Source organism: Streptomyces sp. A5-4, assembly GCF_051131715.1.
In the GTDB taxonomy this organism is placed as follows: domain Bacteria; phylum Actinomycetota; class Actinomycetes; order Streptomycetales; family Streptomycetaceae; genus Streptomyces.
This window is the reverse complement of the sequence record NZ_CP178591.1, coordinates 2,202,574-2,220,938: the sequence shown is the minus strand read 5'-3', so window position 1 is coordinate 2,220,938 and position 18,365 is coordinate 2,202,574. Positions and strand designations below refer to the sequence as shown.

The following is an 18,365-nucleotide window of genomic DNA, read 5'->3' as shown; positions in this document are numbered from 1 at the left end:
GAGAGTTCAGGACAGCACAGATGACATCCCAAGAACCCACCGCCGTAATCACATCCCAAGGACCCACCGCCGTAATCAACGGCATCGGCAGCTGCCTGCCGCCCTGGATCCTCTCCAACGAGGACGTCGCACGCCGCGGCGGCCTGGAGACCACCGACGAGTGGATCCGCACCCGCACCGGCATCGCCCGCCGCCGCCAGGTCCACGCCGGCACCAGCACCGGGGACCTGGCAGTGGCGGCGGGGCGCGCCGCCCTCGCCTCGGCCGGTGCGTCGGCGGACCTCGTCATTGTGGCCACCACCACTCCGGACCGGCGCTGCCCCGCCACCGCGCCGGAGGTCGCACACCGACTGGGCCTGGGCACCGTGCCCGCCTTCGATCTCGCGGCTGTCTGCTCGGGCTTCTTGTACGGCCTCACAGTCGCCACCGCGCTGATCCGAAGCGGCGATTGCACACGACCGCTGGTGATCGGCGCCGAGACGTACTCGACCATCGTCGACCCATTGGACCGGGACACCGCGGTGATCTTCGGCGACGGCGCCGGAGCGGTACTTCTACGTGCCGGAGAGCGAGGCGAACCGGGGGCGCTCGAAGCCGTTCACCTGGGCGCGGACGGCTCGGGCAGCGATCTGATCGCGATCGCCGCGGGCGGCTCCCGGCGCCCCGACTCTGCCCGGACGAGCCGCGACGCCCGCTACTTCCGCATGAGCGGCCGGGAGGTGTATGCACAGGCGGTGCAGCGGATGACGGAGTCCTCACGCAGCGTGCTGGAGAGCGCCGCCTGGCAGCCGGCCGGCCTGGGGGCCTTCATCGGACACCAGGCCAACCAGCGCATCCTCGACTCCGTCGCCGAGCGGCTCGCCGTCCCCGCCCACTGCCGCTTCGGCAATATCCGCGAGGTCGGCAACACCGCGGCGGCCTCGATCCCCCTCGCCCTCGCGCACACCGCCGCGCGCCGCGTGGTGCGGCCGGGGGCGCGCAGTCTGCTGACCGCCTTCGGCGGCGGCCTGACCTGGGGGTCGGTGGCACTGAGGTGGCCCTCAGCCGCACCGTGCACCGCCGACCCCGAGACCCGTTCCGTCCTTTCCACAAGCCACCGCGCACCCAGGAGGAAGTCATGCAGTCCGTCTACGACCATCTCGTGACCGTGTTGACCGACAAGTTCGAGGCGGACGCCGCGCTCATCGGCCCCGACGTCTCCCTCGACGCCCTGGAGCTGGACTCGCTCGCCGTGGTGGAGCTGTTCGTGACCCTCCAGGACCACTGGGGCGTCCCCCTGGAGGGGGGCGAGGCCGCCGCCGACCTGACGGTCCGCCGGATCACCGAGTACATCGAGTCACAGCTGGCCGCCGGCCACCCCACGGCCGGCGCGGCGGACCGGACATGACGGCGAGTACGGCCGGTGCGGACCTCGCCGTCACCGGCATCGGGCTCGTCACCCCCGCGGGAGGGGAAGTGAAGGAGACCTGGGCGCGGATTTGCGCGGGCGCGCCGACCGCGGCCGACGATCCGTCGCTCACCGGGCTCCCCGTCTCCCTCTCCTGCCGGGTGCCCGGCTTCGACCCCCGCACCCGGGTGCGGGGCTCACAGCCCTGGCGGTTCGACCGCTTCACCCAGTTCGCCCTGGCCGCGGCGGACGAAGCGGTACGGGGCGCCGGGCTGTCCCCCGCCGACTGGGACGGCGCACGAGTCGCGGTCGTCCTCGGGTCGGCTGCCGGCGGCGTGGCGACGTATGAGGAGCAGCACCGCAAGTTCATCGGCTCCGGTGCACGGGCGGTGTCACCCATGACCCTGCCGTCCTTCCTGCCCAACATGGCCGCCGGGCAGCTGGCCATCGCACTGGGCGCGCGCGGTCCGGCGCTGCACACCGCCACAGCGTGCGCGTCCGGTGCCACCGCGCTCATCACAGCGGCCCTGCTTCTGCGCAGCGGCGCGTGCGACATCGCCGTGGCCGGCGGGAGCGACGCCATGATCACCCCGCTGTGTGCCGCCGCCTTCGCCAAGATGGGGGCCCTCTCCAGACGCCACGAGAACCCGGCGGCGGCATCGCGCCCCTTCGACCGCGGGCGGGACGGGTTCGTGCTGGCGGAGGGGGCCGGCGTCCTGGTCATGGAGCGCGGCCCCGATGCCCGCGCCCGGTCCGCGCCGGTCCGGGCATGGCTGGCCGGATACGGCGCATCCGCCGACGCACACCATCCCGTCGCGCCCGATCCGGCGGGCAACGGGATCCACCGTGCCACCCAGGAGGCCCTGCGCTCCGCGGGGGCCACCGCGCGCGAGGTGGACCACGTCAACGCGCACGGCACCAGCACACCACTCAACGACCGTGCCGAGGCCGCGGCCCTCCACCGCCTGTTCGGCGACGGCGGGCCCTCGGTCACCTCCGTCAAGGGGGTCATCGGGCACACCATGGGCGCCGCGGGGGCCATCGAGGCCGCCCTCACCGTCCTGTCCATCGAGCACCAGCTCGTTCCGCCCACCGCCAACTTCGAGGAGACCGAGACAGGCAGTCCACCGCTGAACCTGGTAGCCGGCCCACCCCGGGAACAGCAGATCGGTCTCGCCCTGAGCAACTCCTTCGGCTTCGGCGGGCACAACACCGTGCTGGCCTTCCGCCCCGCATAGGCCTGCGGCCCCGTACGCCCCCGGTCGTGCACGCCGGTGAAAGCCATACACGGCTGACTGCGCGGTTGTCTCATCACCGCGCAGGGCGCGGAGGAATCCGCGCCACGAGTCGATCAGAGGCGGAAGTTGATTGAGCAGCCCTTTTGTCAGGTAGATCCCAACGGCAGCCACCCCGGAGCAGGCGAACGCCTGCTCCACCACGGTCACGTCCAACGGTTCGGTGTCCTTCCAGAAGAGGGCCGAACCGTGTGCGCGGATGCACTCGGTTCGACCACATGCGTGATCGAACCGAGCTCCATCCGACGCTGAAACTCGACGCTGCGCGATGGCAGCAATGTTGCGTCCGTGTGTTCCTTCGTTTGGGTAGGAGCCCGCCTTTGCTCAGGGCGGGTGTAGACCTCTGCTCCCCCTGGGCAAGCGTCGGAATGGCCAAGTAGGGCAGAGGTCCGCGCGCCTCCGGCGTGTTCCGTTGGGCGCTGTCTCCGCGTTCGACGTAGCAGCGCGCACCTCAACGGAGCTTGATTCAGGCGGCGTTGCTGCGACAGGGCTGCCTGCCGACGGCCCGACGGAAACCTCTCCGTGAAGTGCGATCATGGAATGGGCGCGGGGGCGCACCCGAGCTGTGAAGGACCCCCGCCGTGGGCCGCCCCGACAAAGCCGCGCGTGCGGCCATCGCGCGCCGCCGCTCGGACGCCATTGACCTACGACTCGCCGGCGTGGACTGGCTCACGATCGCCCGCAAACTCGCCGCCGACCCAACCGCCAAGCGGGCAGACCGGGGGTCAGCACGCGCCCTGGTCCTTCCAGACGCCCCAGTCACCGGTGGTGCCGGGCTCCTCGTTCTGCGTCCACCAACCGGCCTTCCAGTTGTGGCCCTTGTGCGAGACCGCGTTGCCGCTGTTGTAGACCTGACCCGCGACGTACGCCGGGTTGGTGCAGGTGCCGCCCGGAGGCGGCGTGGTCGGAGGGGAGGTGGGGGGAGTTGTCGGCGGAGTGGTGGGCGGAGTGGTGGGCGGGGTCGTGGTGCCAGGCTCCACCACCGTGGTGCCGCGCGCCAGGTCGCCGGCGAGGGCGTAGGTCGTGCCGGAGATGTTCACCGTCCAGTTGGAGGGCGTGGACACCGGCAGGTAGTAGTTGAACGCCAGGTCGACCGAGGCGCCCGGTGCCAGCGCCTGCCACGCCGGGAGCTTGAGGGAGACCCGGTGGAAGTCGCCCTTCAGACCACCGACGTTGCTGCCGGTGTGGTCGCTGCTGATCACCTTCGTGCCGAATCCGGACTGATCCGAGGCGTTGTTCGGAGCCGAGATCGCGTAGTCGAACTGGAACTCGGGGCCGCCCGGCAGTGTGGTCCGGGTGTTGTTGGTGATCTTGATCTTCGGCGTGATCGGGTAGTTGGAGTCGCCGAGCTTGAACTCGGTGAACTCCGTAGTCACGTCCACGGCCTTCTTCGGCAGCGCCGTGTTGGACTTGCTCGCGCCGTACGGAGAGGCCGCCTTGAACTTGTCGTACATCAGCGAGGTGAGTGTGTCGCCCATCTCGTACTGGCCCTTCGCGGCGTTCCAGGCGTAGTCGCCCGCCATCTCCCAGACCATCGTGCCCACGGAGATCTTGTTGTCCCCGCCGACATGGGCGAAGGCGTAGTTCAGGTGAGTGACCTTGGACCACGGGATGTTGTTGGCGAGGTAGGCGGGGGTGTCGTCCTTGCCGGTGCGCCATCCGGTGAAGTAGCCGATGACGCGGCGCTGGTGGTCCGCGCCCATCTTCTCGCGGCCCTCGGAGTCGTAGACCGAGCAGTACGGGACGTCGACGCCGGCCGTCTTGTACAGCCCGTCGGGGCGACACGACTCGTTGTCGGCGGCGTGCGAGACGCCGGCCGAGAGGCCGCCGACCAGCAGTCCGGCGATTGCGGCGCCGGATGCGAGAAGGATCGCTCTCGTACGTATGGGGGACGGCGTGGTGCCTCCTGGGGAGGGGAGGATGTCAGGACACAACGTGGATCAACATGCGCAAAGGTGACGCTGGTTGGCCCGCGACGTGCGCACATCCGACGGGCTGGCTCCCTGAAAAGATGAAGGGAACGTTAAGAGGACTAGACCAACCTCAATAGGTCTGGACCAACGCTCGGTCGGAAGTGCGCGTCCCGCGCCGGCCGAGCCCAGCCGACGCGACAGTGGCGCTCAAGGATGGCTGGTGTGTCATCCAGGCCACACGCGCTCACCCGCATGGCCGCCGATCGCCCGTGGCACACTGGCCCGAGTAGCAGTAGTAGCGCACTCCGGGGTCGGTGCAATTCCGGACCGGCGGTTGTCGTCCGCGGCCAGCGGGCGGTTGGGCAGGTGAAATTCCTGGACCGACGGTCACAGTCCGGAGGGGAGGCAGTGCGCGGCGAGCCGGTCACCGGTACGCCGCCGTCGGCGGTCCATCGGCGTACCCAGCGGATACGTCTCGAAGAGGCCGTTCGTCCGGCCTCGGCGTCCCCGCGTGCGCACCCGCTTCTCTGTCGTATCCCGACAGGCCCCGGCGGCCGTGCCCGTTTGAGGCAGGAGGACCTGGCGGCGCCGCACGCGAGATCGGTGTGGTGGCCCCGTGGTTGGGCGTTGTGTCGGCAGGATTTGGTGGGTGTCTGCTGATCTTGTGCCTGATGCCCTGTGGGAACGCATAGCCCCGCTGCTGCCGCTTCGACCGCCCCGGCGGCACCGGTATCCGGGGCGGTTGCCGACCGATGACCGGGCTGCTCTGCGGGGCGTCGTGTACGTGTTACGCAAGGGTGTGAGCTGGCGGGATGTTCCCGCAGAGCTGGTGGGCTGCAGCGGGGTGACGGCCTGGCGGCGTCTGCGGGACTGGACCGAAAACGCGATGAATTGCGCCTAATGCAACACTCGATGACCTAACGCGCCTGCCGTTACTGCTGGTTGACGTCCTGCGGAAGTCGCTGACCGAGCGTCCACTCAAAGCGGCGACCTGGGATCTGAATGACTGCCGCAACAATGTTGCGTTGGCTACAACAGCCTTGTGGTGACGGAGGCTCCAGGGTCAGCCCGGCTTGTATTGGCCCCGAACGTCGTGCACCTCGACCCCGCCGGGGCGGTCTTCGAGGCGATGAAGGAAGGGTGGGCGCGTCAGCAGGCCGCGCGCTTCTTGAAGGCGACGAGGATCGAACCCCCTGGCGGGGGATTCATCCTCCACACAGCGCGCCGGAAGCCGCAGCCGCCCAACTCCATACAGCTCACCCTGGAGTAGAGAGGATCTGCCGGGTAGAGTGGCGGGATGTCTGGCCTGTATGAATGGCCGCAGAGGCTCCGCCCCAGTTCAGGGGCGGAGCCTCTGCGCGTTGGAAGGCAAATCCGCTGCGGGGAGGTTCGGCTACCCGCTCCGAGCTGTCGCGATCGTCCCCGGACCACTCCGCCCGTCCCCAAGGGGACTCGTTGGGGACACATTGGGGACGCAAGGACAGGAACAGACTGACAAAGGCTCCAGAGCACCAGCGCACGGCACGCACTCTGAACTGGGAAAACGTCCAAAATCAGAGCAGAGGAGCAAGGGCCGCCAAGATTCCCAAAGGACTCATAATCCGTCGGCCGTGGGTTCGAGTCCCACCCGCCCCACCGCGCGGCTTGCATGCAGGAACGTTTCAAGCTGCGGAACCATCGAGGCCCCCACTGGAGTGGGGGCCTTTTGTCAGGTCCGGGGCGCGCATTCGGCCGGGATTCGGTTCCGGCGGGGTTCGGCTCGTGGTCGGCCGGGCCGGGCCGGCCCCTCAGTCGAGCTGCTCCCGCAGCCACTCCTCCACCGCTCCCACATGTGCCGCCGCCGCCACCCGCGCCGCCTCCGGGTCGCGGGCCGCCAGGGCGCGGAAGATTCTGCGGTGCTCCTCGCGGGTCCGGCCGAAGGCTCCCACCTCCTGGTGGCCTCGGCGTACCCGTGCGCGGAACGTGCGTGAGGAGAGCCCGTCGATGATCGCCGCCAGCGCGTCGTTGCCGGCCGCGCGGGCGATCGCGCGGTGGAAGGCCATGTCGGCGGCGAGGAACTCCTCGGCCTCCTCGGTGGCGTTCATGGCGGCCAGTTGCTTCTCGACCTCGGCCAGGTCCGCGTCGGTGATCCGGGCCGCGGCGAGCGCGGTCGCGCTGGACTCCAGGATCCGGCGGACCTCCAGGAGCTCCGCGAGCCGGGGCTTGGGGGAGATCTCGGCGACGATCCCGAAGGTCTCCAGCAGGTCCACGGCCTCCAGCTGGGTGACGTAGATGCCCGAGCCGTGCCGGGCCTCCAGCACCCCGAGCGTGGTCAGCGCGCGGACGGCCTCGCGCATCGAGCCGCGGGATATGCCCAGCTTCGCCGCGAAGTCCCGCTCGGTGGGCAGGCGTTGGCCCGGTACGAGAAGGCCCCCGCCGATCATCGTCTTGATCTGTTCGATGGCACGCTGCGTCACCGATCCCTTTTCGGGCGTTACGTCCTCCGCGATGCTCACTTCTGCCCCTCCCGGCGTTCGACGTCGCGGCAGTCTAACCGTGCAAGTCATCGGACCAATAGACCGTTTTTCTCGTGAAAATGGGCTCTGAGGGGTGTCGGAGGGGGTGAAAGGTCTGATAAATATTCGGCGCGGCCCGATTCGGGACCCGGTCGCGCACCCAATGCTTTCCTTCGGTGAGGAGCCGTCTGATGACTGGCAGGACAGTGGGGAACAGGACAAGAGCGGCACGCACGGTGGCCCTGGCGGCCTGTGCCTCCCTCGCGCTCGCCGCGTGCGGCAGCACCAAGGACATGCGGGCGGACACCGCCAAGGGCGACGGCAGCGGCAAGGTGGGCGTGATCCTGCCCCTGCTGACTTCGCCGTTCTGGCAGTCGTACAACGACTACGTGCCCAAGATGGCCAAGTCCGAGGACGTCGACGCGCTCAAGACCGTCAACTCCAACAGCGACCCCGCCCAGCAGATCACCGACATCAACAACCAGCTCAACCAGGGTGTGAAGGGACTGGTCGTCGCTCCGCTCGACAGCGCCGCGATATCCGCCGGGCTCGACCAGGCCGAGCGCAAGGGCGTCCCTGTCGTCGCCGTCGACGTGGCCCCCGAGAAGGGCAAGGTCGCGATGATCGTGCGGGCCAACAACGTCTCGTACGGCGAAAAGGCCTGCGAATTCCTTGGCAGGACCGTCAAGGGCGGCAAGGTCGTCCAGATCATGGGGGACCTGGCCTCGGTCAACGGCCGGGAGCGTTCCGAGGCGTTCCGGGAGTGCGTCAAGAAGAACCACCCGAAGCTGAAGGTCCTGGAGATCCCGGCCAAGTGGGAGTCCGACACGGCGGCGTCCAAGCTCGACACCCTGCTGAACGCGAACCCGGACATCAAGGGCATCTATCTGCAGGCCGGCGGGGTGTACCTGGCGCCGACCCTCCAGACGCTCAAGAGCAAGAACCTGCTCAAGAAGGCCGGCGCGCCGGGCCATATCGCGATCGTCTCCAACGACGGCATCCCGCAGGAGTTCGACGCGATCCGCGAGGGCGAGATCGACGCGACGATCTCGCAGCCCGCCGACACCTACGCGAAGTACGGCATGCACTACATCAGGGCGGCGATGGAGGGGAAGACCTTCAAGCCGGGCCCGACCGACCACGACTCCGTGATCGTCAAGCACCCCAACGGGATGCTTGAGGACCAGTTGCCCGCGCCACTGGTCACCAAGGAGAACGTGGACGACCCCAAGCTGTGGGGCAACACGGTCAAGTGAGTACCGAAACCAGCCCCCGTACCGGACCTGGCGCCGAACCCCGGGTCCCGCTCGTCGAGGCCTCCGGCATCACCAAGCGCTACGGCCCGACCACCGCCCTCCAGGACGGCCGGCTGACCGTCATGCCGGGCGAGTCCCACGCGCTGGTCGGCCGCAACGGCGCCGGCAAGTCCACCCTCGTCACCATCCTCACCGGACTCCAGGCGCCGGACGCCGGCACCGTGCTCTTCGACGGCGGGACGGCGCCCGCGCTCTCCGACCGCGACGCATGGCGCGCCAAGGTCGCCTGCGTCTACCAGAAGCCCACCGTCGTACCCGAGCTGACGGTCGCCGAGAACCTCTTCATCAACCGCCAGCCCACCGGCCGCGGTGGTCTGATCAGCTGGCGGAAGCTGCGCGCCGAGGCCGCGCGGGTGCTGGAGACCTGGGACGTACGAGTCGACCCTGGGGCCCGTACCGCCGACCTCAAGGTCGAGGACCGGCAGATGGTCGAGATCGCCCGCGCCCTGTCCTTCGGCGCGCGCTTCATCGTCCTCGACGAGCCCACCGCCCAACTCGACAACAAGGAGATCGAGCGGCTCTTCGCACGGATGCGGGCCCTCCAGGAGTCCGGGGTGACGTTCCTGTTCATCTCGCACCACCTCCAGGAGGTGTACGAGGTGTGCCAGACCGTCACCGTGCTGCGCGACGCCCACTGGATCGTCACCGCGCCCGTCACCGAACTGCCGCGCGCCGCGCTGGTCGAGGCGATGGCGGGCGAGGCGGTGACAGCGGAGGAGAGCGCCGTGCGCGCCCATGTCCCCGACGACGCCCCGGTACGGCTGCAGGTCACCGGGCTCGGCTCCGCGGCGTACCAGGACATCGGCCTGACCGTCCGAGAGGGCGAGGTCGTCGGACTCGCCGGCAGCAGCGGCAGCGGCAAGGTCGAGCTGGCCGAGACCCTCGCCGGGCTGTACGCACCGGATGCGGGCAGCGCCGAACTCGACGGGAGGAAGCTGCCGTTCGGCGACGTACCCGCGGCGCTGAAGGCCGGTGTTGGCTGTGTGCCCCGCGACCGGCACGACCAGGGCCTGGTCTCCGGCATGAGCATCGGCGACAACGCCACGATGAGCGTCCTGGGGCGGCTCGGCCGGTACGGCTTCGTCGCCACCGAACGCAAGCGCGCCGAGGCCGCGCAGCTCATCACCCGGCTCGACATCCACGCCGAGGGACCCGAACAGCCCGTGTCCGACCTGTCGGGCGGCAACGCCCAGAAGGTCGTCATGGCGCGGGCGCTCGCCTCCGAACCCCGGCTGCTCGTCCTCATCAACCCCACCGCGGGCGTCGACGTGCGGTCCAAGGAATCCCTGCTCGCGCGCATGGACAGCGCGCGCCAGGACGGCACGGCGGTCCTCGTCGTGTCCGACGAGATCGACGACCTGCGCCGCTGCGACCGGGTCCTGGTCCTCTTCCACGGCCGTGTCGTCGCCGATCACCCGGCTGGCTGGCACGACCACGAGCTGATCGCATCCATCGAAGGAGTAGACCGTGGCTGACACGACGGCCCCGTCGGCCTCGAAGACCACCGCCCCCGCCCCGGACAGCACGGGCAAGACCGGCGGCCGGGCAGCCAAACCGTCCGGCGCGCGTGACGTGCTGCTGAAGCGGGCCCGGGAACTGGCGCTCGTACCGGCCCTGTTGGTACTGGTCCTTTTCGGTTCGCTGGTCAACGACACCTTCCTCACCCAGCGCAACATCATCTCGATCCTCGGCGCGTCCGCCGCGCTCGCGATGGTCGTGCTCGCCGAGGCGCTGGTGCTCATCACGGGGAAGTTCGACCTGTCGCTGGAATCGGTCGTCGGCATCGCTCCGGCCGTCGGCGCGCTGCTCGTCCTGCCCGCCGCTCAGGCCGGGTTCGGCGTCGAACTCCCCGTCTTCGTCTGCATCCTGGCGATCGTCGTCATCGGCGCGCTCATCGGTGTCTTCAACGGCCTGCTGGTGGTCAAGCTCAAACTCAACGCGTTCATCGTGACGCTCGCCATGCTGATCGTGCTGCGCGGACTGCTCGTCGGCGCCACCGAGGGCAAGACTCTCTTCGGCATGCCGGACGCCTTCTACACGCTCGCCACCACCACCTTCCTCGCCGTGCCGCTGTCGGTGTGGCTCGCCGCGGTCTCCTTCGGCGTCGCCGGCTTCGTGCTCAAGTACCACCGGGTCGGCCGGGCGCTGTTCGCGATCGGCGGCAACCCGGCCGCCGCACGGGCCGCCGGTATCCGCGTCGAGCGGGTGATGCTCGGCGTGTTCGTCGTCGCGGGCGCCCTCGCCGCCGTCGGCGGCCTGATGCAGACCGGCTACGTCGGCGCGATCAACGCCAACCAGGGCCAGAACATGATCTTCACGGTGTTCGCCGCCGCCGTCATCGGCGGGATCAGCCTGGACGGCGGCAAGGGCACCATGTTCGGCGCGCTCACCGGCGTCCTGCTGCTCGGCGTCGTACAGAACCTGCTGACCCTCGCGCAGGTGCCGTCCTTCTGGATCCAGGCGATCTACGGCGGGATCATCCTCGTCGCCCTGATGATCGCGCGCGTCACCACCGGCCGGGCCCAGGACTGACCGCCCCACCACCTGAGGAAAAGTGCCATGAAATTTCAGCGACTCGGAGACGCCGGGCAGGAGCGCCCCGCGCTCCTCTCCGACGGCGGCCTGACGTACGACCTGTCCGCCCTCACCCCGGACATCGACGGCGCGTTCCTCGCCGGCGACGCCGTGCAGCGGGTCCGCGAGGCGCTCGCCGCCGGCGAAGTGCCCCTGCTCGAAGGCGCGCGGGACCTTCGCGTCGGCGCGCCCGTCGCCCGCCCCGGCAAGGTCGTCTGTATCGGCCTCAACTACCGCGACCACGCCGAGGAGACCGGCGCGGCCATACCGCCGCGCCCCGTCGTCTTCATGAAGGACCCCGGCACGGTCGTCGGCCCGTACGACGACGTGCTCATCCCGCGCGACTCCAGCCGCACCGACTGGGAGGTGGAGCTCGGCGTCGTCATCGGCCGCCGAGCCCGCTACCTGGAAGGACCCGTCGACGCCCTGGGGTGCGTCGCGGGATACGCCGTGAGCCACGACGTGTCCGAGCGCGAGTTCCAGCTCGACTTCTCCTCGCAGTGGGACATCGGCAAGTCCTGCGAGACGTTCAACCCGCTCGGCCCCTGGCTCGTCACCGCCGACGAGATCCCCGACCCGCAGAACCTGGCGCTCCACCTCGCCGTCAACGGCGAGAAGCGGCAGGACGGACACACCCGCGACATGATCTTCCAAGTGGCGCGCATCATCGCGTACTTGAGCCGCTACATGGTGCTCGAACCGGGCGACGTCATCAACACCGGCACCCCCGCCGGAGTCGCGCTCGGCCTGCCCGGCACTCCCTATCTGCGCCCCGGCGACACCGTCGAGCTGTCCATCGACGGCCTCGGCAGCCAGCGCCAGACCTTCGACCGAGCGTGAGAGGCAGCCCTTACGTGACCGCAACAGGCCCCCGCATCACCGCCGTCGACACGTACGACATCAGATTCCCCACCTCGCGGCAGCTCGACGGCTCCGACGCGATGAACCCCGACCCCGACTACTCCGCCGCCTATGTGGTGCTGCGCACCGATGCGCCGGACGGGCGCCAGGGCCACGGTTTCACCTTCACCATCGGGCGTGGCAACGATGTCCAGGTCGCGGCGATCGAGGCACTGCGCCCGCATCTGATCGGCCGCTCCGCCGACGAGCTGTGCGCCGACCCCGGCACGCTCGGCCGCGACCTGACCGGGGACAGCCAACTGCGCTGGCTCGGGCCCGAGAAGGGCGTGATGCACATGGCGATCGGGGCGGTGGTCAACGCCGCCTGGGACCTGGCCGCCAAACGGGCCGGCCTGCCCCTGTGGAAGTTCCTCGCCGACGCCGAACCCGAATGGCTCGTCTCACAGATCGACTTCCGCTACATCGCCGACGTACTGAGCCCCGAGGACGCACTGGCCCTGCTGCGGAAGGGCCGGGCCGGATCGGGCGAACGCGAGACCCTGCTGCGCACCGACGGCTACCCCGGCTACACCACGTCGCCCGGCTGGCTCGGCTACTCCGACGAGAAGCTGACCCGGCTCGCCAAGGAGGCCGTCGCCGACGGCTTCACCCAGATCAAGCTCAAGGTCGGCGCGGACCTCGCGGACGACACCCGGCGCATGCGGGCCGCGCGCGCCGCCGTCGGCCCCGGCATCCGTATCGCGATCGACGCGAACCAGCGGTGGAACGTCGGCGAGGCCATCGACTGGACGCGGGCGCTCACCGAGTTCGACCCGTACTGGATCGAGGAGCCGACCAGCCCCGACGACGTCCTGGGACACGCGGAGATACGCCGGGCCATCACCCCCGTGAAGGTCGCGACCGGCGAGCACGTACAGAACCGCATCATCTTTAAGCAGCTCCTCCAGGCCGGATCCATCGACGTGCTGCAGATCGACGCGGCGCGCGTCGGCGGAGTCAACGAGAACCTGGCGATCCTGCTGCTCGCCGCGAAGTTCGGCGTGCCCGTCTGCCCGCACGCGGGCGGCGTCGGGCTGTGCGAACTCGTCCAGCACCTGTCGATGTTCGACTACGTCGCCCTGTCCGGGACCACCGAGAACCGCGTCATCGAGTACGTCGACCATCTCCACGAGCACTTCACCGAACCGGTGGTGATGCGCGCCGGGCACTACACGGCGCCCAACGCGCCGGGGTTCTCGGCGACCATGCATCCGGAGTCGATCGCCGAATTCACCTACCCGGGCGGCACGTTCTGGGCCGCCGACCTGGCGGCGGACGCCCTCACCGCCACCGGAGCTGCTGCCGTCAGCGCCGTCAGCGCCGTCAGCGCCGTCAGCGCCGTCACCGCTGCCGAGGAGGCCGCCGTATGACCGAGCAGAACCGGTCCGGGCCGACCGGTGCCGACACGCCGACCGCCACCGACCCCAACCGCCTCGACGGGCTCAAGGCCCTGGTGACCGGTGGCGCTTCCGGTATCGGCCTCGCCACCGCGCAGCTGCTCGCCGCGCGCGGCGCCGAGGTCGCCGTGCTCGACCTCGACCCGTCGGGCGCCGGCGCGCCGCTGCTCGGCATCAAGGCCGATGTGTCCGACGACGTATCCGTACGGGACGGGGTCGCCGCCGCGGTCGGGCGGCTCGGCGGGCTCGACATCCTCGTCAACAACGCGGGCATCGGCGCCGCCGGGACGGTCGAGGACAACGACGACGACCAGTGGCACCGCGTCCTGGACGTCAACGTCCTCGGCATGGTCCGCAGCAGCCGCGCCGCCCTGCCGCACCTGCGGCGCTCCGCACACGCGGCGATCGTCAACACCTGCTCGATCGCCGCGACCGCCGGTCTGCCGCAGCGCGCGCTCTACAGCGCGAGCAAGGGCGCCGTACTGTCGCTGACCCTCGCCATGGCCGCCGACCACGTACGGGAGGGGATCCGCGTCAACTGCGTGAACCCCGGCACCGCCGACACCCCCTGGGTCGGCCGACTGCTCGACGCCGCCGACGACCCGCAGGCCGAACGGGACGCGCTCAACGCCCGCCAGCCCATCGGCAGGCTGGTCAGCGCGGCCGAGGTCGCCGCCGCCATCGCCTACCTGGCGAGCCCGGCCGCCGCGTCCGTCACCGGCACCGCGCTGGCGGTGGACGGCGGTATGCAGGGGCTGCGCCTGCGCCCGGCGGAGAAGTGAGCGGCCAGTGGCCGGTGGCCACCCTCGGGCGCAGCGGTGTCCCCGTCACCGCGCTGTCCTTCGGGGCCGCCGCCCTGGGCAACCTCTTCTCCGCCGTCACCGACGAGACCGCGGCCGCTTCGGTCGACGCGGCCTGGGACGCGGGCATGCGGTACTTCGACACCGCGCCGCACTACGGCCTGGGACTCTCGGAGCGGCGCCTCGGGGCGGCCCTGCGCGGGCGGGACCGGGACGCGTACACCCTGTCCACCAAGGTGGGACGGCTCCTCGAACCCGACCCGGGCGGCCCGGGAGGGCGCCAGGACGAGGGCTTCGCCGTGCCCGCCACGCACCGCCGCGTCTGGGACTTCAGCGCCGACGGCATACGGCGCTCCGTGGAGGACAGCCTGGAGCGGCTCGGTCTGGACCGCATCGACGTCGTGTACCTGCACGACCCCGACGACCACGCCGAGCAGGCGTTCCGCGAGGGGTACCCGGCGCTGGAGCGGCTGCGGGCCGAGGGCACCGTGCGGGCCATCGGCGCCGGCATGAACCAGACGGCGATGCTCACCCGGTTCCTCCGGGACACCGACGTCGACGCGGTGCTGTGCGCCGGCCGATACTCCCTGCTCGACCAGGACGCCGCCCGGGAGCTGCTGCCCGAGGCCGCCGCGCGCGGCAGGAGCGTCGTCGTCGGCGGGGTCTTCAACTCCGGGCTGCTGGCCGACCCGCGCCCCGGTGCGACGTACGACTACGCGGCGGCGCCCATGGACCTGCTGGGCCGGGCCCTGCGCATCAAGGCCGTCGCCGGGCGGCACGGCGTCCCGCTGCGCGCCGCCGCCCTGAGCTTCCCCTTCGGCCAGAGCGCCGTGGTGAGTGTCCTGGCCGGGGCGCGTTCCGTCAGGGAGGTCGCCGACGCGGCGGCTATGCTCGCCACGCCCGTGCCCGCCGCGCTGTGGGCAGAGCTGCGCGCGGAGGGGCTGCTGGCGGCGGACGTGCCGGTACCGGTGGCAGGCGTACGGGGCGGGGCGGCTGGTGCTACGGGCGCGGCGGACCGGCCGTCGGACGTACCGTCCCGGTCGGCACACGTACCGGACCCGCCGGAGGCCGGACGACAACGCATGCGGAGGTCGGACAACGCATGAGAATCGCCCTGTTCATCACCTGCTTCAACGACACCATGTTCCCGGACACCGGCAAGGCTGTGGTTTCCCTCCTTGAACGGCTCGGCCACACGGTCGAGTTCCCGCCGGCCCAGACCTGCTGCGGCCAGATGCACTTCAACACCGGCTACCGCCCCGAGACCCTCCCGATGGTCCGCCGCTTCGCGGGCGTCTTCGAACAGGGCGAGTACGACGCGGTAGTGGCACCGTCGGGCTCGTGCGTCGGCATGGTGCGCGACTACCACCGCGTCGTCGCCGAGCAGTACGGCGACGACGCGCTGGTACGGCGCGTCGACCGGATCACCCCCAAGGTGTACGAGCTCTCCGAGCTGCTCGTCGACGTCCTCGGCGTCACCGACGTCGGAGCGTACTTCCCGCACCGGGTCACCTACCACCCCACCTGCCACAGCCTGCGCATGCTCCGCGTCGGCGACCGCCCCCTGCGGCTGCTGCGCGCGGTCAAGGGCATCGACCTGGTCGAGCTGCCCGCCGCCGACAGCTGTTGCGGCTTCGGCGGCACCTTCGCGCTCAAGAACCCCGACACGTCGAACGCCATGCTCGCCGACAAGATGCGCGCCGTGCTCGACACCCGCGCCGACGTCCTCACCGCGGGCGACAACTCCTGCCTGATGCACATCGGCGGCGGCCTCGACCGGCTGCGCACCGGCGTCGGCACCCGCCACCTCGCCGAGATCCTCGCCTCGACGCAAGGAGCAGCCTGATGCCCGACAACGTGACCTGGCTGGGCGCGCCGTCGTTCCCGGACGCCGCCCGCACGGCCGTCGCCGACACCCAGCTCCGTACGAACCTGCGCAAGGCCACCGGCACCATCCGCGACAAGCGCCTCGCCGTCACCGCCGAACTCGACGACTGGGAGCAGCTGCGCGACGCGGGCGAGGCCATCAAGCGCAGGACCCTGCGCCACCTCGACGAGCACCTGGTGCGCCTGGAGGAGTCCGTCACCAGGGCGGGCGGTCACGTCCACTGGGCGGCCGACGCCGCCGAGGCCAACCGCATCGTCACCGACCTGGTCAAGGCGACCGGCGAGCGGGAAGTCGTCAAGGTCAAGTCGATGGCGACCCAGGAGATCGCGCTCAACGAGTTCCTCGCGGCCGAAGGCATCACGGCGTACGAGACCGACCTCGCCGAGCTGATCGTGCAGCTGGGCGACGACCGGCCCTCGCACATCCTGGTCCCCGCCATCCACCGCAACCGCGCCGAGATCCGCGAGATCTTCCGGCGCGAGATGGGCCGGTGGGGCCGCCCCGCGCCCGAAGGCCTCACCGACCGGCCCAGCGACCTGGCCGACGCGGCGCGCCTGCATCTGCGGGAGAAGTTCCTGCGCGCCAAGGTCGCGGTGTCCGGGGCGAACTTCGCCGCCGCGGACACCGGCACGGTCGGTGTCGTGGAGTCCGAGGGCAACGGCCGGATGTGCCTCACCCTGCCCGAGACCCTGATCACCGTGATGGGCATCGAGAAGGTCCTGCCGTCCTTCGAGGACCTGGAGGTCTTCCTCCAACTGCTGCCGCGCTCCTCGACGGGCGAGCGGATGAACCCGTACACGAGCATGTGGACGGGCACCACGGAAGGCGACGGCCCGAGCGACTTCCACCTCGTCCTTCTCGACAACGGCCGCACGGCGACGCTCAAGGACACCGTCGGCCGCCAGGCGCTGGCCTGCATCCGCTGCTCGGCCTGTCTCAATGTCTGTCCGGTGTACGAGCGCACGGGCGGCCACGCCTACGGGTCGGTCTATCCGGGCCCGATCGGGGCGGTCCTCACCCCGCAGCTCGTCGGCGTCGGTAGGGACGACTCGCACGCCGACTCGCTGCCGTTCGCCTCCACGCTCTGCGGGGCCTGCTACGACGCCTGCCCCGTGAAGATCAACATCCCGGAGGTGCTGGTCCACCTGCGGGCCAAGGTCGTCGAGTCCAAGCGCGCCAAGAGCCGAATGCCGACCCCCGAGGCCCTGGTCATGAAGGCGGCGGCGGCCGTCCTCAACTCGCCAGGCCGGCTGTCCGCGGCCCAGCGCCTGGCGAATCCCGCCGCCCGGCTCGTCTCCCGGCGCGGCACCATCGGCAACCTGCCGGGACCGCTGAGCCGCTGGACCGGGACCCGCGACACGGCCGTACCGCCCAAGGAATCGCTGCGGGCGTGGTGGCGGCGGACACGAGAGGAGGACGCGAAGTGAGCACCCGGGACACTGTGCTGGGCCGGATCAGGGAGGCCCTGACCGACGTACCCGCGACGGAGGGCCCCGACGACGTGCCCGTGCCGCGCGACTACCGGCACTCGCACGCGGGCCCCGATGTCGTCGGGCTCTTCGCGGAGCGCGTCGCCGACTACCGGGCGACAGTGACCCGTACACCGGACGACAGGATCCGCGAGGCCGTCGCCGCGCGCCTCACCGCGCGTGGCGTACGCACCCTCGTCGTCCCGGACGGCTTCCCGGACGCGCTCCTCCCGGACGGGGACTGGATCGTCCTGCGCGACACCGGACCGCTTACCACCGCCGAACTCGACGCGGCGGAAGCAGTGTTGACCACCGCCGCCCTCGGCATCGCCGTCACCGGCACGATCGTGCTCGACGCGGGACCCGGCCAGGGACGCAGGGCGCTGACGCTGCTCCCCGACTACCACCTGTGCGTCGTACGGCAGGACCAGATCGTGGGCGATGTGCCCGAGGCGCTCGGCCGCCTCGATCCGACCGCGCCGCTGACCTGGATCTCCGGCCCCTCCGCCACCAGCGACATCGAGCTCGACCGGGTGGAGGGTGTGCACGGCCCGCGCACCCTGGAGATCGTGGTAGTCGAACCCACTGTGCACGCACCGGACTTGGAGTCGTCATGAGAGTCGCCCTGCACACCCGGATCAGAGCCGACCGGATCGAGGAGTACGAGCAGGCGCACCGGGAGGTCCCGGCCGAACTGACCGCGGCCATCCGCGCCTCCGGGGTCGACTCCTGGACGATCTGGCGCAGCGGCGCCGACCTCTTCCACCTCATCGACTGCGCCGACTATGCCGACCTCCTCGCGCGGCTGGAGAAGCTGCCGGTCAACATCGCCTGGCAGGCACGCATGTGCGAGCTCCTCGATCTGGCCCACGACTACTCGGCCGAGGGCGCCGCCGCGGGCCTCCCCGTCGTCTGGGAGCTCTGACACCCG

Annotated in this window: 16 protein-coding genes, 2 pseudogenes and 1 riboswitch; of the genes and pseudogenes, 15 read left to right on the top strand and 3 right to left on the bottom strand. The window is 70.5% G+C overall.

The window, feature by feature from the left end; genetic code table 11:
* Positions 1-20: 20 nt before the first annotated feature.
* From ACLLJJ_RS10210 to ACLLJJ_RS10200, 3 genes are read left to right on the top strand one after another with little or no spacing between them, the layout of a single operon-like run.
* Positions 21-1,145, top strand: coding sequence for a beta-ketoacyl-ACP synthase III (locus tag ACLLJJ_RS10210; protein WP_434589146.1), 1,125 nt, complete (start codon positions 21-23; stop codon positions 1,143-1,145).
* A complete protein-coding gene (locus ACLLJJ_RS10205) occupies positions 1,118-1,387 on the top strand; it encodes an acyl carrier protein (protein WP_434589144.1) in 270 nt (89 codons plus the stop codon). Before ACLLJJ_RS10210 ends, ACLLJJ_RS10205 begins: the two co-directional genes overlap by 28 nt.
* On the top strand, positions 1,384-2,625 hold the full coding sequence (locus ACLLJJ_RS10200) for a beta-ketoacyl-[acyl-carrier-protein] synthase family protein (RefSeq protein WP_434589142.1): 1,242 nt from the start codon (positions 1,384-1,386) through the stop codon (positions 2,623-2,625). Before ACLLJJ_RS10205 ends, ACLLJJ_RS10200 begins: the two co-directional genes overlap by 4 nt.
* Positions 2,626-3,407: 782 nt before the next feature.
* On the opposite strand, the pseudogene ACLLJJ_RS10195 reads toward ACLLJJ_RS10200, so the two are convergent.
* Positions 3,408-4,223, bottom strand: a pseudogene (locus ACLLJJ_RS10195) (chitinase C-terminal domain-containing protein); the annotation flags it as partial.
* 668 nt (positions 4,224-4,891) lie between these two features.
* Positions 4,892-5,011: riboswitch (FMN riboswitch) on the top strand.
* Positions 4,983-5,114 (bottom strand): hypothetical protein, encoded by a 132-nt coding sequence (locus tag ACLLJJ_RS10190; RefSeq protein ID WP_434589141.1) that lies wholly within the window; start codon positions 5,112-5,114, stop codon positions 4,983-4,985. Its footprint overlaps the riboswitch before it by 29 nt.
* A gap of 130 nt (positions 5,115-5,244) precedes the next feature.
* Here ACLLJJ_RS10190 and ACLLJJ_RS10185 point away from each other — a divergent pair.
* Positions 5,245-5,475: pseudogene (locus ACLLJJ_RS10185) on the top strand (transposase); the annotation flags it as partial.
* A gap of 907 nt (positions 5,476-6,382) precedes the next feature.
* Here the strand turns inward: ACLLJJ_RS10185 and ACLLJJ_RS10180 are convergent.
* Entirely contained in the window at positions 6,383-7,084 is a 702-nt protein-coding gene (locus ACLLJJ_RS10180; protein WP_434600366.1) for a FadR/GntR family transcriptional regulator, read from the bottom strand.
* 197 nt (positions 7,085-7,281) lie between these two features.
* Between ACLLJJ_RS10180 and ACLLJJ_RS10175 the strand changes: the two genes are divergently transcribed.
* Genes ACLLJJ_RS10175 through ACLLJJ_RS10125 form a run of 11 tightly spaced genes read left to right on the top strand, consistent with a single transcriptional unit; the run spans position 7,282 to position 18,359 of the window.
* Positions 7,282-8,346 (top strand): sugar ABC transporter substrate-binding protein, encoded by a 1,065-nt coding sequence (locus ACLLJJ_RS10175; RefSeq protein WP_434589139.1) that lies wholly within the window; start codon positions 7,282-7,284, stop codon positions 8,344-8,346.
* On the top strand, positions 8,343-9,881 hold the full coding sequence (locus ACLLJJ_RS10170; protein WP_434589137.1) for a sugar ABC transporter ATP-binding protein: 1,539 nt from the start codon (positions 8,343-8,345) through the stop codon (positions 9,879-9,881). Before ACLLJJ_RS10175 ends, ACLLJJ_RS10170 begins: the two co-directional genes overlap by 4 nt.
* Positions 9,874-10,938: an ABC transporter permease gene (locus ACLLJJ_RS10165; RefSeq protein WP_434589135.1), complete on the top strand. Its 1,065-nt coding sequence runs from the start codon at positions 9,874-9,876 to the stop codon at positions 10,936-10,938. The genes ACLLJJ_RS10170 and ACLLJJ_RS10165 overlap by 8 nt, the downstream gene beginning before the upstream one ends.
* 27 nt (positions 10,939-10,965) lie before the next feature.
* Entirely contained in the window at positions 10,966-11,820 is an 855-nt protein-coding gene (locus ACLLJJ_RS10160) for a fumarylacetoacetate hydrolase family protein (protein ID WP_434589133.1), read from the top strand.
* Positions 11,821-11,834: 14 nt separating this feature from the next.
* A complete protein-coding gene (locus ACLLJJ_RS10155; RefSeq protein WP_434589131.1) occupies positions 11,835-13,250 on the top strand; it encodes an enolase C-terminal domain-like protein in 1,416 nt (471 codons plus the stop codon).
* A complete protein-coding gene (locus tag ACLLJJ_RS10150; RefSeq protein WP_434589129.1) occupies positions 13,247-14,059 on the top strand; it encodes an SDR family NAD(P)-dependent oxidoreductase in 813 nt (270 codons plus the stop codon). Before ACLLJJ_RS10155 ends, ACLLJJ_RS10150 begins: the two co-directional genes overlap by 4 nt.
* Complete coding sequence (locus ACLLJJ_RS10145) at positions 14,056-15,183, top strand: aldo/keto reductase (RefSeq protein WP_434589127.1); 1,128 nt, start codon at positions 14,056-14,058, stop codon at positions 15,181-15,183. The genes ACLLJJ_RS10150 and ACLLJJ_RS10145 overlap by 4 nt, the downstream gene beginning before the upstream one ends.
* Positions 15,180-15,923, top strand: a complete 744-nt coding sequence (locus ACLLJJ_RS10140; protein ID WP_434589125.1) for a (Fe-S)-binding protein — start codon at positions 15,180-15,182, stop codon at positions 15,921-15,923. Before ACLLJJ_RS10145 ends, ACLLJJ_RS10140 begins: the two co-directional genes overlap by 4 nt.
* Positions 15,923-17,392: a LutB/LldF family L-lactate oxidation iron-sulfur protein gene (locus ACLLJJ_RS10135; RefSeq protein ID WP_434589123.1), complete on the top strand. Its 1,470-nt coding sequence runs from the start codon at positions 15,923-15,925 to the stop codon at positions 17,390-17,392. The genes ACLLJJ_RS10140 and ACLLJJ_RS10135 overlap by 1 nt, the downstream gene beginning before the upstream one ends.
* Entirely contained in the window at positions 17,389-18,051 is a 663-nt protein-coding gene (locus ACLLJJ_RS10130) for a LutC/YkgG family protein (RefSeq protein ID WP_434589121.1), read from the top strand. The genes ACLLJJ_RS10135 and ACLLJJ_RS10130 overlap by 4 nt, the downstream gene beginning before the upstream one ends.
* Positions 18,048-18,359: an L-rhamnose mutarotase gene (locus ACLLJJ_RS10125; RefSeq protein WP_434589119.1), complete on the top strand. Its 312-nt coding sequence runs from the start codon at positions 18,048-18,050 to the stop codon at positions 18,357-18,359. Before ACLLJJ_RS10130 ends, ACLLJJ_RS10125 begins: the two co-directional genes overlap by 4 nt.
* Positions 18,360-18,365: the final 6 nt, after the last annotated feature.